The sequence below is a fragment of the Ferrovibrio sp. genome (genome assembly GCF_017994015.1).
Classification (GTDB): Bacteria; Pseudomonadota; Alphaproteobacteria; order Ferrovibrionales; family Ferrovibrionaceae; genus Ferrovibrio.
Map to the genome: position 1 here is coordinate 114,622 of NZ_JAGOLP010000004.1, position 13,318 is coordinate 127,939.

Here is a 13,318-nt window from a genome sequence, read left to right on the forward strand (position 1 = left end):
TTACGAACGCCGCTTCACGGCGTCTTTCCAGTAATCTCGATCGGCATACATTGTCGGATCAGGGATGCCGGCGAGATGGAAGGCCTCGGCGCGCTCGACGCAGGTGCCGCAGCGGCCGCAATGCATGTCGCCGCCCTTATAGCAGCTCCAGGTTTCGGCAAACGGCACGCCCAGGCGTGCACCCTCGGTTACAATGCCGGCCTTGCTGGTATGTACAAAAGGCGCCAGCAGGGCCACGTTGCCCATGCCCTCCAATGCCTTTTCCTGCATGACCCGGAAGGCATCGACAAAGGCCGGGCGGCAATCCGGATAGATGAAATGGTCGCCACTATGCACGGCGATGCCCACCGCTTCGGCCTGCATGCCGCTGGCAATGCCGAAAGCGATGGTCAGCATGATGGCATTGCGGTTCGGCACGATGGTGGATTTCATCGTCGCCTCGGCATAATGGCCATCCGGAATGGCATCCGCCGCGCCATCGATCAGGGAGGATGACGAGAGGAATTGCGCCAGAGCGCGGATATCCACCACATCATGCCGTGCGCCCAGGCGCCGGGCGGTGAGCGCGGCGAATTCCAGCTCCTTGGCATGGCGCTGACCGTAGTCAAAGGTCAGCAACCGCACCAGGTCATGCTCGGCGGCAATCTTGTGCGCCAGCGTCACCGAGTCGATGCCGCCGGAGCAGAGGATAACGGTTTTCATGCCGCCGCCTGCTCCTCCCGTCGGCGCCGGATCTGACCCATTGCCACCAGGCCAACCAGGGCCAGCGCCGGCAGATAGACCCAGTGTTTTGACGGCCGCTCGGCCGGCATCAGCACTTCCGCCACCACAAAGCCGCTTTCCAGACCCACCCGCTTGGCCGCCGAGCCGAACTTGATCGCCGCCACCTGCACATTGCCGCCCATTTGCGTAATGGTGGCGCCGGTGGCATTCAGGCGGGCGCGGCCTTCGCCGACCGCGCCAAGCGGCAGCGAGATGGTCTTGCGGATATCGTCGCCTTCGATATTGCTGCCTTCCACCACCAGCATCAGGCGGCTATCCGCCGGCAGGCTGCCGGCAAGCTGGAACAATTCACTGCCGGGCTTGTGAATATAAGGATCATAGAGTTTGTCCCAGAAATAGCCGGGGCGGAACAAAGCAAAGCAGGCCAGCAGCAGCAGCGCGCTTTCCCACCAGCGGCTGCGGCTCATGAACCAGCCCATGGTGCCGGCTGAGAAGAGCAGGATTGCCACTGTGGAGATCACAACCACCAGGCAGGCTTCCAGCCAGTTGCCCACATCGATCATCAGCATCTGCGGATTGAACACAAACACAAAGGGCAGAATCGCGGTGCGCATGGAATAGACCGTGCCTTGCAGGCCGGTCTTGATCGGGTCTTCCCCCGAGATCGCCGCTGCCGCAAACGAGGCCAGGCCAACCGGCGGCGTCACATCCGCCATGATGCCGAAATAGAATACAAACAGATGCACCGCGATAAGCGGAATGGCGAGGCCGGATTGCGCGCCCAGTTCCACGATCACAGGTGCCATCAGCGTTGCCACCAGGATGTAGTTGGCAGTGGTGGGGATGCCCATGCCCAGCACCAGGCAGATGAAGGCGGTAAGCAGCAGCATGATGATGACATTGCCGCCCGAGATGAATTCGACAAAGTCGGTCATCATCAGACCCATGCCGGTCAAGGTCACGGTGCCCACGATCACGCCGGCGGTGGCAGTGGCGATGCCGATGCCGATCATGTTGCGCGCACCGAGATTGAAGCCATCCACCAGATCGGCAACGCCCTGGCGCGCCGCAGGAGCCAGACCCTGGTTGCGGAACAGCGCCAGCAGCGGCCGTTGCGTCACCACAATGGCCATGATCGCGGCGGTGGCCCAGAAGGCCGAGAGGCCGGGCGACATTTCCTCCACCATCAGGCACCATAGCAGCACTATGATCGGCAGGGTGAAATGCAGGCCGGTACGTGCCACCGCCCAAGCTTCCGGCAGCACGGTGATCGGCGCATTGGGATCATCCAGCTTGAGGTCGGGATAGCGCGCGCCATACCACAGCGTCAGCAGGTAAAGCGCGATGCCGCCGATGGCGACCAGCCAGGGCGCGGCGGCGCCGAACACTGCCTGGATGCCGAGGATGCCGTAATAGATGGCGCAGATCACCGCGATGGTGCCGCTCCAGCCCAGGCCAAGCCTGGCCCAGCGCTGCGCCCGGGTATGGGCGGCCGAGCGCATCAGCGGCTTGGAGCCGATCTTCACGGCCTCAAGATCGACGATGTAGAACAGCGCAATATAGGAGATGATTGCCGGCAGCGCGGCATGCTTGACGATTTCGGCATAAGGCAGGCCGACATATTCGGTCATCAGGAAGGCGGCGGCGCCCATCACCGGCGGCATGATCTGGCCGTTCACCGACGAGGCGGTTTCGATGGCCCCGGCCTTGATGCCGGAAAGGCCGGTGCGTTTCATCATCGGGATGGTGAAGATGCCGCCGGATACCACGTTGGAGACCGAGGAGCCGGAAACCACGCCGTTCAGTGCGGAGGAAACCACCGCCACCTTGGCCGGGCCGCCGCGCAGATGGCCCAGCAAAGCCACCGAAATCTGCATCATGTAATTGCCGCCGCCGGCCTTCTCCAGCAGCGAGCCGAACAGCACAAACAGGAACACGAAGCTGGTGGAGACACCAAGTGCCACACCGAACACACCTTCCGTGGTGAGCCATTGATGCTGCAAGAACTTGGTGAGCGACGAGCCTTTATGCTGGATCACCTCGGGCATATAGGGGCCGGCGAAGGTGAAGGTGATAAAAACCAACGCCACCACTACCATGGGCGGGCCGAGGCTGCGGCGGGTGGCTTCGAGCAAAAGCAGCATGCCGATGCCGGCGGTAGCCAGGTCCATCGCCGTCGGTGTGCCGGGCCGGGTCGAGAGCGCCACATAATGGGTGTAGAGATAGCTGGCGGCAAAGGCGCCGAGCAGGGCCAGCAGCCAGTCATAGAGCGGCACGCGGTCGCGCGGCGCGCGCTTGAAAGCGGGATAGGCAGTGAAGGCGAGGAAAACCGCGAAGCCAAGATGAATGGCGCGCGCCTCGGTATCGTTGAGGATAAAAACGCCAAACACGAAGGGCAGCGGCGAGGCATACCAGACCTGGAAGGCAGACCAGGCTACAGCAACGATCAGCAGGATGCGGCCGGCCAGGCCCTTGGCCTCGCGGCCACCGGTATCGGCCTCGGCCACCATTTCCAGCAATTCGGCTTCGCTTGCCGGTCGGCGTGAATTGTCGTTGCTCATCTTTGCCCCCAAAGACTGGTACGCGCATAGAAAACGGCCGGCCCGTTGCCGGGCCGGCCGTGGTAGCTGGACTTACATCCAGCCCTTTTCCTTGTAATACTTCACGGCGCCCGGATGCAGCGGGGCCGAGAGGCCATCCTTGATCATGTTCTTCGGCTCAAGCACGGCCAGGGCCGGATGCAGCTTCTTGAACTCGTCGAAATTCTCAAAAGTGGCCTTCACCATCTGATAGACGGTCTCGTCGGCTACCTTGGCCGAAGATACCACAGTGGCAAGCACGCCATAGGTGGTGGTCGGCTGCGGGTTGCTGTTATACAGGCCGCCCGGGATCGTCGCCTTGGCGAAGAACGGGTTGTCTGCCACCAGCTTGTCCACCGCCGGGCCGGTCAGCGAAACCAGCTTGGCGCCGCAGGTGGTGGTCGGGTCCTGGATATTGGCCGAGGGATGGCCGACGCCATAGAAGAAGCCGTCGATCTTGTTGTCGCACAAGGCCGGGCCATGCTCATCCGCCTTCAGCTCGGAAGCGAGCGAGAAATCGGTCAGCTTCCAGCCCATGGTGCCCATCAGCTGCTCGAAGGACGAGCGGGTGCCGGAGCCGGGATTGCCGATATTGAAGCGCTTGCCTTTGAAATCCTCGAACTTGGCAATATTGGCTTCCTTGCGCGCCAGCACGGTGAACGGCTCGGGATGGATCGAGTAGACCGAGCGCAGGTCGCCGAAAGCGCCGGCATCCTTGAACGAGCCTTCGCCCTTGGTGGCGTAGTAATGCACATCCGACTGCGCCATGCCGAAATCCAGTTCGCCGGCACGGATGGTGTTGATGTTGAAGGCCGAGCCGCCGGTCGATTCCACCGAGCAGCGGATGCCATGGGCCTTGCGGTCCTTGTTCAGCAGGCGGCAGATCGCGCCGCCGGCAGCGTAATACACGCCGGTGACACCGCCGGTACCGATGGTGACAAATTTCTGCTGCGCCATGCCGGCGCCCGGCAGGGCGGCGAGCAGGGCGGCGGCTACGGCACCGCCAGCCAGATGCTTGATCGAAAACACGGTCATTGAGTCCCTCCTGTTAGGTATCGCGAACAATCGATATTGAAACGGTACGGAGTCGCGAGGCCGTTTACCGTTCCCGTGATAGCGGAAAGCGGATCGCCCCCGCCATGCGTATCGGTGCCTGCCCCATGCCTTGAGGGTATGGGGCGGTGTTGTGGTGCTTTCGTCAAGCCGTTTCCGGCAGCAACATTGTAGCGATACTTTTTTCGGTCTTTTCCAGCATGGCACAGAATTGCCGCGCCAGCAGGCCGGGCAGGCCGTTTTTGGGCCGCATGAGCCGCACGGTGAAGGGAATCGATGGTGCCAGCGGCCGGATGCAGACCCGGGCCGGGTCGCGTGCTGCCGCCGTATATTGATCCACGATGGCCACGCCGGCGCCTTTTTCCACCAGGGAGAGCGCCACCTGATTGGTTTTCACCTCGACAATCGGGTCGAGCTGCACCCCGGCCAGGTTCAGCGTGGCGGAAAATACCGAGCCAAGCGGATCGTCGCTGCGCAGGCCGATGAAGGGCTGGTTGGCAAAATGCGCCAGTTTCACCACTTTGGGCAGGCTTTTGTGCTGCGCCGCCGGAAAGGCACCGTAGAAATGCCCCTGGGCCAGCGGCGTCAGGTCCAGGCCGGGATGCGCCGGGATGTCGAAGCCGATGCCGATATCCACTTCCTGGGTCAGCACGGTGCGCACCAGATCGGCATATTGCCGGGTTTCCACCTCGAAGGTGACATCCTGGTGTTTCTGCCGGAAGCGGGTGATGGCCAGCGGCACCAGTTCCAGGCACAAAGCCGGCGCCGCCGCGATGCGCAGATGGCCGCTGGAGGCGGTGCCCAGATTGCGCGCCAGCTTGCGCAGGTTTTCCAGCCCGGCGATCAGCTTCTCGCTCTCGGCCTGCAACACCTGGGCTTCCCGGGTCGGCAGCAGCCGGCCACGCACGCGGTCGAACAGCTTGTAGCGCAGCTGATCCTCGGCGCGCAGTAACAGCCGGGTGGCTGCCGGCTGCGAGATGTTCAACAGCTTGGCCGCCGCCGTAATCGTGCCGGTCAGCATCACGGCATGAAAAATCTCCAGATGGCGCAACTGCATCGGCAATACCCCCTGCTTGGGCCATACCATAAAGGTATGGGCGGGCGGCGTAAACGCAGTGGCCCGGCGGCGGTTCCCGGCGCATGCTGGCCCTCGCGCTCCCCCGCGCCAAGCAACAAGGACTCTCCCCATGCATGTTCTGGTGATCGGCGCCGGTGTGATCGGCATGACTACCGCCTGGGCCCTGGCCCGCGACGGCCATCAGGTTACCGTGCTGGATGCCGGGCCGGAACCGGCCAGCGGCGCCAGCCATGCCAATGGCGCGCAACTGAGCTATTCCTATGTCGCGCCACTGGCCGGCCCGTCGATCTGGAAGGATTTGCCCAAGCTGCTGTTCGGCCGCGATGCGCCGGTGCGGTTCCGCCCCGGGCTTGACCTGCGGCAATATCGCTGGGGCTTGCGTTTCCTGGCCGCCTGCACCGCCGGCAAGGCGCGGCGCACCACCCAGGCTTTGCTGCGGCTGGCTTTCCTGAGCCGCGACGTGCTGGCTGGTGCGCGTGACTTGCAGGGGCTGGATTTTGATCATGTGCAGGCCGGCAAGCTGGTGGTGTATTCCAGCGCCGAAAGTTTTGCTGCCGCCGCCGCACAGGCCCGCTTCCAGAATGCCCTGGGCTGCAAGCAGGACGTGCTGGATGCCGCCGCCTGCCTGGCGCTGGAGCCGGCTTTGCGGCCGATTGCCGGTCGCCTGGTGGGCGGGATTTTCACGCCGGATGATGCCGCTGCCGATCCGCGCAAACTGTGCCATGGCCTGTTGCATCTGCTGGAGGGCCACAATAATGGCGTCGCCTTCCACTTCAACACCCCGGTGATCCGCCTGCTGCGCGAAGGGCAGCGGCTTGCCGGTGTTGAAACCGCCAATGGCCGGTTCCGCGCCGATGCCTATGTGCTGGCCGGCGGTATCCAGAGCGCCGAACTGGCGCGTGGCATCGGGCTGGACCTGCCGCTTTATCCGATCAAGGGTTACAGCCTGACCCTGGATATCGCCAATGAGAATGCCGCGCCGCGTGTCAGTGTCACCGATTACGGCAACAAGGTAGTCTATGCCCGGCTGGGGCAGAAGCTGCGTGTTGCCGGCATGGCGGATATTGTCGGCGCAGATATGGCGCTGGAACCTGACCGGGTGACGCAACTGAGCCGCCAGGCGGCAGCAACCTTTCCGGTGGCGGCACCCGAAGCAGCGCAGCAGCCCTGGTGCGGCCTGCGCCCGGCCACGCCGGGCGGTCGGCCGATTTTGGGCCATAGCGGCATCGACGGCCTGTGGCTCAATGTCGGCCATGGCGCGCTGGGCCTGACATTGGCCTTTGGTTCCGCCGCCAGCATCGCGGCCGGCATTGCCGGCCGGCCGGAACTGCTGGATATGGCGGATTTCGCCCTGCACGCCTAGCCCAAAGCCCGCATCCAGGCGCGGGCGCTGGCGGCATCGGCCAAGGCACGCCCGGCAAAGGGCGCCCCCAGCACCGCCTGGCGCACCAGGGCGGCATTGTCGGGTGCGCTGCTGCCATCTGCCAGCAGGGTGTTGTTCTCAAAGCCGATACGGGCATGGCCGCCCAAAGCCAAAGCCGCCACGGCGCAGGCGCCTTCCAGCTTGCCGAAGGCGCAGACGGCAAATTCACCCCAGGCCGCTTGCCAGATCTGCAGGAAGGGCAGCAGGTCGGCCGGGCTGGATTGCTGCCCCGCCGTGTAGCGCCCCAGCACAAACAGCACAAAATGCCGTTCGCCAGGCACGATGCCGCGCGCCACCAGGTCGCGGAAACGCAGCAGGTCGTCGGCGGAATAGAGGATGTATTGCAAAAGCGTGCCGGCCTTGTGCATATGCGCCAGGAAATCCGCCGCCGCCGCCTCATGCGCCGCATCGGGCACGATCTCGCGAATGCCCAGGCTACAGGCCTCCGGCATCAATTCACGCATCGCCGCGATCTGCTCCGGCGCCTGATAGATGCCGGCGGCCTCGCTGGTGCATTGAATGATGATGCGGTCGTCCAGTTCGGCGCGAATCGCCGCGATGGCCGGGCGGTATAGCTCGGGCGCGATGCTGTGGCGGCCATCCGGCGCACGGACATGTAGATGGATCATGGCGGCGCCTGCGGCATGGCAATCCACCGCGCATTGCGCCAGTTCCGCCGGGCTGAGTGGCACGGCGGGATGATCGGCTTTCAGTTTGCGGGCGCCGTTGGGGGCGACGAAAACCAGGGCAGGCAGCGCGCTCATGCCGCCACTCCCGCCAGGGCGGCATCCACCGCATCGCCCAAGCGCTCCACAATCATGTCAATCTCCGTTGCGCTACTAATGAAGGGCGGCGCCAGCAGCACATGGTCGCCATGCAGGCCATCGATGGTGCCGCCCATCGGGTAACACATCAGGCCACGCGCCATCGCCTCGCGCTTCACCCGGGCATGCAGCTTCAGGGCCGGATCGAAGGTGGATTTGTCGGCGCGGTCACGCACCAGTTCGATGGCCTGGAACAGCCCGCGGCCACGAATGTCGCCGACATGATGATGGTTGCCAAAGCGGGCCCGCAGCCGCTCATCCAGATGCCGGCCCATCGCCACCACATTGTCCAGCAAACCATCGCGCTTGATCACGCGCTGCACGGCAAGTGCCGCCGCACAGGCCACCGGATGGCCCAGATAGGTGTGGCCATGCTGGAAAAAGCCGCTGCCCTGCTTGATCGCGTCGATGATCTTTTCATGGATCAGCACCGCGCCAATCGGCTGATAGCCGGCGCCCAGGCCCTTGGCGATCACCTCGATATCCGGGCTGATGCCTTCGGCTTCGCTGGCATGCAGCGTGCCGGTGCGGCCCATGCCGCACATCACTTCGTCCAGGATCAGCAGGATATCATGCTGGTCGCAGATTTCGCGGATACGCTTGAAATAGCCCGGTGCTGCCGGCACCGCGCCCAAGGTGGCGCCCACCACCGGCTCGGCGATGAAGCCGATCACGTTTTCGGCGCCGAGTTCGAGAATCTTGGCTTCCAGTTCATCGGCGGCGCGGCGGCCATAGGCTTCCGGGCTTTCGGCTTCCTGGCGCTCGCGATAGTCAAAACACGGCGCGATATGATGCGCCTCGATCAGCAGCGGTGCAAATTGTTCGCGGCGCCAGGCGTTGCCACCCACCGCCAGCGCACCCAGCGTGTTGCCATGATAGCTCTGGCGCCGGGCGATGAAATGGCGCTTCTGCCGCTGGCCGCGTTCCACCCAGTATTGCCGCGCCAGTTTCAGCGCCGTCTCAACCCCTTCCGAGCCACCGGAGATATAATAGACATGGCTCAGGCCGGCTGGTGCATCGGCGATCAGCGTATCGGCCAGTTCCTCGGCCACGTCGGTGGTGAAAAAGCTGGTATGGGCAAAGGCCAGCTTGCCGGCCTGGGCCTGCAAGGCGGCGATCACATCCTGGTGGCTATGGCCCAGGCAGCTAACCGCCGCGCCGCCCGAGGCATCAATATAGCGCTTGCCGGTGGCGTCGATCAGGTAAACGCCGTCGCCGCCCACGGCAACGGGCAGCGGGGTTTGCATTTGACGGTGCAGGATGCGGCTCATGATTTCCTCTTGGAGCGCGGATGCCAGTAGGTGTCGAAGGCGCCGAGCTGGCTCTCGGCATTGCGGATGGCGGCAAGCGCCTTGTCGCCGGCCCGGGCGGCGAGCAGGGCCAGCAGGGTTTCGGCGGCGGCAAAGGCCGGCGTCACACCATGGAAGAAGGACGGCCCGTCGGTCGGCACCAGCAGGGTGGCGGCGGCATGGCGCGCAATGGGCGAAAGCGGGCTGTCGGTGAGGGCGATGATGCTGGCCCGGCGTTCCTCGGCAAAGCGCACCTGTTCCACCGCGCTGCGCGTATAGGGCGCCAGGCTGATGGCCAGCAGCGCATCCTGCGGGCCGCAATGGCGCAAGGCATCGCGGCCGGTATCGCCGGCTGCATCCAGCAAGTGGCCATTGTCGCGGAACAGGCCGTAGACATAGGCAAAATGGTAGGCCACGGCGAAACATGAGCGCAGCCCCAGCACATAGATGCGACCGGCGCGTTCCAGCAATGTCGCCGCCTCGGCCAGCGCCTCGGTGCCATTGCGGCTGGAAAAGCTGCCAAGCTGGCGGGCAAAATTCTGTTCCATCTGTTCGGAAAGCGAAGCCGCGCCGCCCTGGCGGGCGCGTTTTTGCAGGCCCTGGGCACGATCCGAAAAAGCCGCGCCGCCTGGTCGCAAGGCGGCGGCATGCAACTGGCGGAAGGCCTGGTAATCGGCAAAGCCGAATTGCCGCGCCAGCCGCAGCATGGTGACCGGCGGCACCCCGGCGCGGCGGGCCTGCTCGCGCATTGATAGCAGCGCCACGTCCTGCGGATGCTCCAGCACAAACCGCGCCGCCGCCTGCACCTGTGGGGTGAGGGCGTCGAAGCTCGCCACAATCCGGTCGGCCAGCGGGGCGGTGTCCATGGTTGGCAAGCAAAGCACGGAAAGGCTGGATATGCAACAAATGATGCAAAAACATTAGTTATGAAACATTTGCGCCATGAAACATTTTATGCCCGGTGCTGAAACAATTGCACCCTGGGCTGCGCTGGTTACTATCGGTCTGTTCAGGAGAATCAAGTGAACCAGACAGCCCTTAGCGACGTGGCGTTCCAGAATATGGGCGACACGGCTTTCAGCGTTGAATTTGCCACCAAGGTGGATCGTGCCGCCAATGCCCGGGTGATGGCGTTGCACCGCGCCCTGCGCAACGCCGCCCTGCCCGGGGTGATCGAGGCAATCCCGTCTTTCGGTGCCCTGGTGATCCAGTATGATCCGCTCCTGACCAGCCGGGCAGTGTTGCAGGAGGCCGTGGCGGCGATGCTGCCGGGCTTGAAGCCGAGCCAGGAGGCCGGGCGGTTATGGTGCCTGCCGGTATGTTATGATGCCGATCTGGCGCCTGATCTGGCCGAAGTGGCCGAACGCTGCAAACTCAGCCCGCAAGCCGTGATCCAGGGCCATGCCGGCGGGCGCTATTTCATCTACATGCTGGGCTTCATGCCGGGTCTGGCCTATATGGGCGGCCTGGCAGAAAACCTGCAATTGCCCCGCCGTTCGGCGCCGCGCCTGAAAGTGCCGCAAGGTTCGGTGGCAATTGCAGAGGCGATGACCACGATCTACCCCTGGGAAAGCCCGGGCGGTTGGCATCTGATCGGCCGCACGCCGGTGCGGCTGTTTGACCAGAACCGGCCGGCGCCGATCCTGTTTGCAGCCGGCGATGAAGTGACCTTCCGCCCGGTGGCGCGCAGCGAATTTGATGCCATAAGCGCCCAGGTGACGGCCGGCAGCTTCAATTATGCCGGGCTGGAGGTGGCGCCATGATCCGTGTGAAGGCGCCGGGCCTGTTCACCACCTTGCAAGACCTTGGCCGCTATGGCGCGCAGGAGCAGGGCATGCCGGTGGCCGGCGCCATGGATACGCTGGGCCTGCGCATCGCCAATGCACTCTGCGGCAATGCGCAGAATCTGGCGGCGCTGGAACTCAGCTATATGGGGCCAACCCTGCTGGTGGAAGCCGAGGCGGTGCAATTCGGCCTGGCCGGCAACATGGCGGTGGAAGTGCTGCCGCCTGATGGCGGCAGCCCGAAGAAGCTCACCTCCTGGCGCAGCATCACGCTCAAGCGCGGCGAAGCCTTGCGCATCGGCGTGCTGGGCGAGGCCTATACTTACGTTGCCGTGGCCGGCGGGTTTGACCTGCCGCCATTGCTGGGCAGCCTGTCCACCTATACCCGCGCCGGCCTGGGCGGTTTTGAAGGCCGGCAGTTGCGCGAGAATGATCTGCTGCCGCTCAAGGCCGTGGCTTTGGGCAGCGATCAGGAACTGGCCAGCGAGGCTGCGCCGCTCTACGGCGAAGGGCCGGTGCGCGTAACGCTGGGGCCGCAGGCTTACCGCTTCACCGAAGCCGGCATCGCCGCCTTCCTGGCCGGTGAATACACCGTCAGCAAGGAAGCCGACCGGATGGGCCTGCGCTTGGAAGGCCCGCTGATCGAGCATGTCAGTGGCGCCGATATTGCCTCAGAAGGCATCATTACCGGCGCCATCCAGGTGCCGGGTAATGGTCAGCCGATTATGTTGCTGGCGGATCATCAGACCACCGGCGGCTATACCAAGATTGCCACGATTATTTCAGCCGACCTGCCGCACGTCGGCCGGCTCAAGCCCGGCGCAAAACTGCGTTTCCAGGCGGTGGAAGTGGCGGAAGCCGAAGCCTTGCGGCGCGGCCAGGAAACGGCGCTGAAAGCTCTGTTGGGCAATATGCGGCCGGCGCGGCCGGATGGCGGGCTTGATCTTGATGCGCTCTACACCGCCAACCTGATCAGCGGTATGGTGGATGCGCGAAATGGAGAGATACGATGAAAGTGAACCTGAATAGCGATCTCGGCGAAAGTTACGGCGCCTGGACCATGGGCGACGATGCGGCCATGCTCGGCATTGTCGGCTCGGCCAATGTGGCCTGCGGTTTCCATGGTGGCGACTGGCTGGTGATGCGCAACACGGTGCTGGAAGCCAAAAAGAATGGTGTCAGCATCGGCGCGCATCCGAGTTATCCGGATTTGCAGGGATTTGGCCGGCGCCCGATGGATATCACCGGCGTGGAAGCGGAAGCCTTGCTGGCCTATCAGGTCGGCGCCTTGCAGGGCATCGCCAATCTGGCGGGTTATCAGGTGACGCATGTGAAGCCGCATGGCGCCATCAACAACAAGGCCTGCGTGGATCGTGCCCTGGCCGACGCCCTGGCGCGCGGTTCGGCGGGGGCCGGGCGTGACCTGATCTTCCTGGCGCCGACCGGTTCCGCCCTGGTGGCGGCGGGTCAGGCCGCCGGCCTGAAAGTGGCCGAGGAAGTGTTTGCCGACCGCAATTACGATGATGACGGCAATCTGGTGAAACGCGGCCATCCGCAGGCCATGGTGCATGATCCGGAAGAATCGCTGCGCAATGTGCTGCGCATGGTGAAGGAGCAGGTGCTGGTTTCGATCAGCGGCAAGCGCATTCCGGCCAAGGTGGACAGCATCTGTGTGCATGGCGATGGCCCAAGTGCTGTGGCGATGGCGCAGCATCTGCGTGCCGGGCTGAAGGCTGCCGGGGTGCAATTGGTGACGCTGCCTGAAATGCTGGCCTGAACCATGCCGGTGGCGAAAAAGCCGGCCGGCAAGTCGAAAAAGCCGGCATTGCCGGCCAAAAGGCCGCGCCAGCCGGCGGTGACGCAGCGCAACATCCTGGATGCGGCGCTGGTGGAATTCGCCGCGCACGGACTAGCCGGCGCCCGGGTGGACGAGATCGCCGAACGTTCGGGCGCCAACAAGCGCATGATCTATGAGTATTTCGGCAACAAGGAAGCGCTCTGGCTGATTGTGCTGGAACATGCCTATGAGCGCATGCGCGCCGAGGAACGCACCATTGATGTGGCGCGCATGTCGCCCATGGAAGGCATGCGCTATCTGATGGAGTTCAACTTCCGCTTCTGCGCCCGTAATCCGGAATTCATCGCCCTGCTGACGGCGGAAAATCTCAACAAGGCCAGCTATCTGGGCGAGTCGGAAAAAATCCAGCAGCTTTACTCGCCGCTGCTGGCGGTGATCCGCGACCTTTTGGAGCGTGGCCAGCGCGAGGGCGTGTTCCGCAAGGGCATCGACCCGGTGCATGTCTATCTCACCATCGCCTCGCTGGGCACCTGCTTCTTCTCAAATATTCACACGCTTTCCACCATTTTCGGCCGCGACCTGCTGTCGGCGGCCGAGCAGAAGGCGCGTATGGAGCATTGCGTGGCGGTGCTGCTGGGCGCGCTGAAGGTGTAGAAATCGCTGCGGCGATTTTCGTAACTGTTCAGTTACTTATCCGTTGACAAAGCCCCTGCCTTGGCGGAATGCTATGGCCAACCAAGAAGCGCGGCCAGAGCGGCCGATGCATA

At 63.9% G+C, this 13,318-nt stretch carries 12 protein-coding genes; 5 read left to right on the forward strand and 7 right to left on the reverse strand.

The genetic code is table 11. From position 1 onward, the window contains the following. The 4 genes from queC to KBB36_RS04335 all read right to left on the reverse strand — a co-directional run bounded on the left by queC (nt 1) and on the right by KBB36_RS04335 (nt 5,412). Nucleotides 1-702 (reverse strand): 7-cyano-7-deazaguanine synthase QueC, encoded by a 702-nt coding sequence (gene queC / locus KBB36_RS04320; RefSeq protein WP_290977366.1) that lies wholly within the window; start codon nt 700-702, stop codon nt 1-3. Continuing rightward, nucleotides 699-3,284: a TRAP transporter permease gene (locus tag KBB36_RS04325; protein ID WP_290977368.1), complete on the reverse strand. Its 2,586-nt coding sequence runs from the start codon at nt 3,282-3,284 to the stop codon at nt 699-701. The genes queC and KBB36_RS04325 overlap by 4 nt, the downstream gene beginning before the upstream one ends. A gap of 72 nt (nt 3,285-3,356) precedes the next feature. Then, nucleotides 3,357-4,337, reverse strand: coding sequence for a TAXI family TRAP transporter solute-binding subunit (locus tag KBB36_RS04330; protein ID WP_290977370.1), 981 nt, complete (start codon nt 4,335-4,337; stop codon nt 3,357-3,359). 163 nt (nt 4,338-4,500) lie between these two features. Continuing rightward, complete coding sequence (locus KBB36_RS04335; RefSeq protein WP_290977372.1) at nt 4,501-5,412, reverse strand: LysR substrate-binding domain-containing protein; 912 nt, start codon at nt 5,410-5,412, stop codon at nt 4,501-4,503. 130 nt (nt 5,413-5,542) lie between these two features. Between KBB36_RS04335 and KBB36_RS04340 the strand changes: the two genes are divergently transcribed. After that, entirely contained in the window at nt 5,543-6,796 is a 1,254-nt protein-coding gene (locus KBB36_RS04340) for a D-amino acid dehydrogenase (protein ID WP_290977375.1), read from the forward strand. Here KBB36_RS04340 and KBB36_RS04345 read toward each other — a convergent pair. Genes KBB36_RS04345 through KBB36_RS04355 form a run of 3 tightly spaced genes read right to left on the reverse strand, consistent with a single transcriptional unit; the run spans nt 6,793 to nt 9,835 of the window. After that, nucleotides 6,793-7,620 carry a 3-keto-5-aminohexanoate cleavage protein gene (locus KBB36_RS04345; protein ID WP_290977377.1) on the reverse strand — a complete coding sequence of 276 codons (828 nt, stop codon included), beginning with the start codon at nt 7,618-7,620 and terminating at the stop codon, nt 6,793-6,795. The genes KBB36_RS04340 and KBB36_RS04345 overlap by 4 nt on opposite strands. Next, nucleotides 7,617-8,951 (reverse strand): aspartate aminotransferase family protein, encoded by a 1,335-nt coding sequence (locus KBB36_RS04350; RefSeq protein WP_290977379.1) that lies wholly within the window; start codon nt 8,949-8,951, stop codon nt 7,617-7,619. Before KBB36_RS04350 ends, KBB36_RS04345 begins: the two co-directional genes overlap by 4 nt. Then, nucleotides 8,948-9,835, reverse strand: coding sequence for a MurR/RpiR family transcriptional regulator (locus KBB36_RS04355; protein ID WP_290977381.1), 888 nt, complete (start codon nt 9,833-9,835; stop codon nt 8,948-8,950). Before KBB36_RS04355 ends, KBB36_RS04350 begins: the two co-directional genes overlap by 4 nt. A gap of 156 nt (nt 9,836-9,991) precedes the next feature. On the opposite strand from KBB36_RS04355, the gene pxpB reads away from it, so the two are divergent. From pxpB to KBB36_RS04375, 4 genes are read left to right on the forward strand one after another with little or no spacing between them, the layout of a single operon-like run. Next, the gene (pxpB, locus tag KBB36_RS04360) at nt 9,992-10,732 is read left to right on the forward strand and encodes a 5-oxoprolinase subunit PxpB (RefSeq protein WP_290977383.1); all 741 of its coding nucleotides are present in this window, start codon (nt 9,992-9,994) and stop codon (nt 10,730-10,732) included. After that, entirely contained in the window at nt 10,729-11,766 is a 1,038-nt protein-coding gene (locus KBB36_RS04365) for a biotin-dependent carboxyltransferase family protein (protein ID WP_290977385.1), read from the forward strand. The genes pxpB and KBB36_RS04365 overlap by 4 nt, the downstream gene beginning before the upstream one ends. After that, complete coding sequence (locus tag KBB36_RS04370) at nt 11,763-12,530, forward strand: LamB/YcsF family protein (RefSeq protein ID WP_290977387.1); 768 nt, start codon at nt 11,763-11,765, stop codon at nt 12,528-12,530. The genes KBB36_RS04365 and KBB36_RS04370 overlap by 4 nt, the downstream gene beginning before the upstream one ends. 3 nt (nt 12,531-12,533) lie before the next feature. Next, nucleotides 12,534-13,205 (forward strand): TetR/AcrR family transcriptional regulator, encoded by a 672-nt coding sequence (locus tag KBB36_RS04375; protein WP_290977389.1) that lies wholly within the window; start codon nt 12,534-12,536, stop codon nt 13,203-13,205. Nucleotides 13,206-13,318 lie beyond the last annotated feature (113 nt).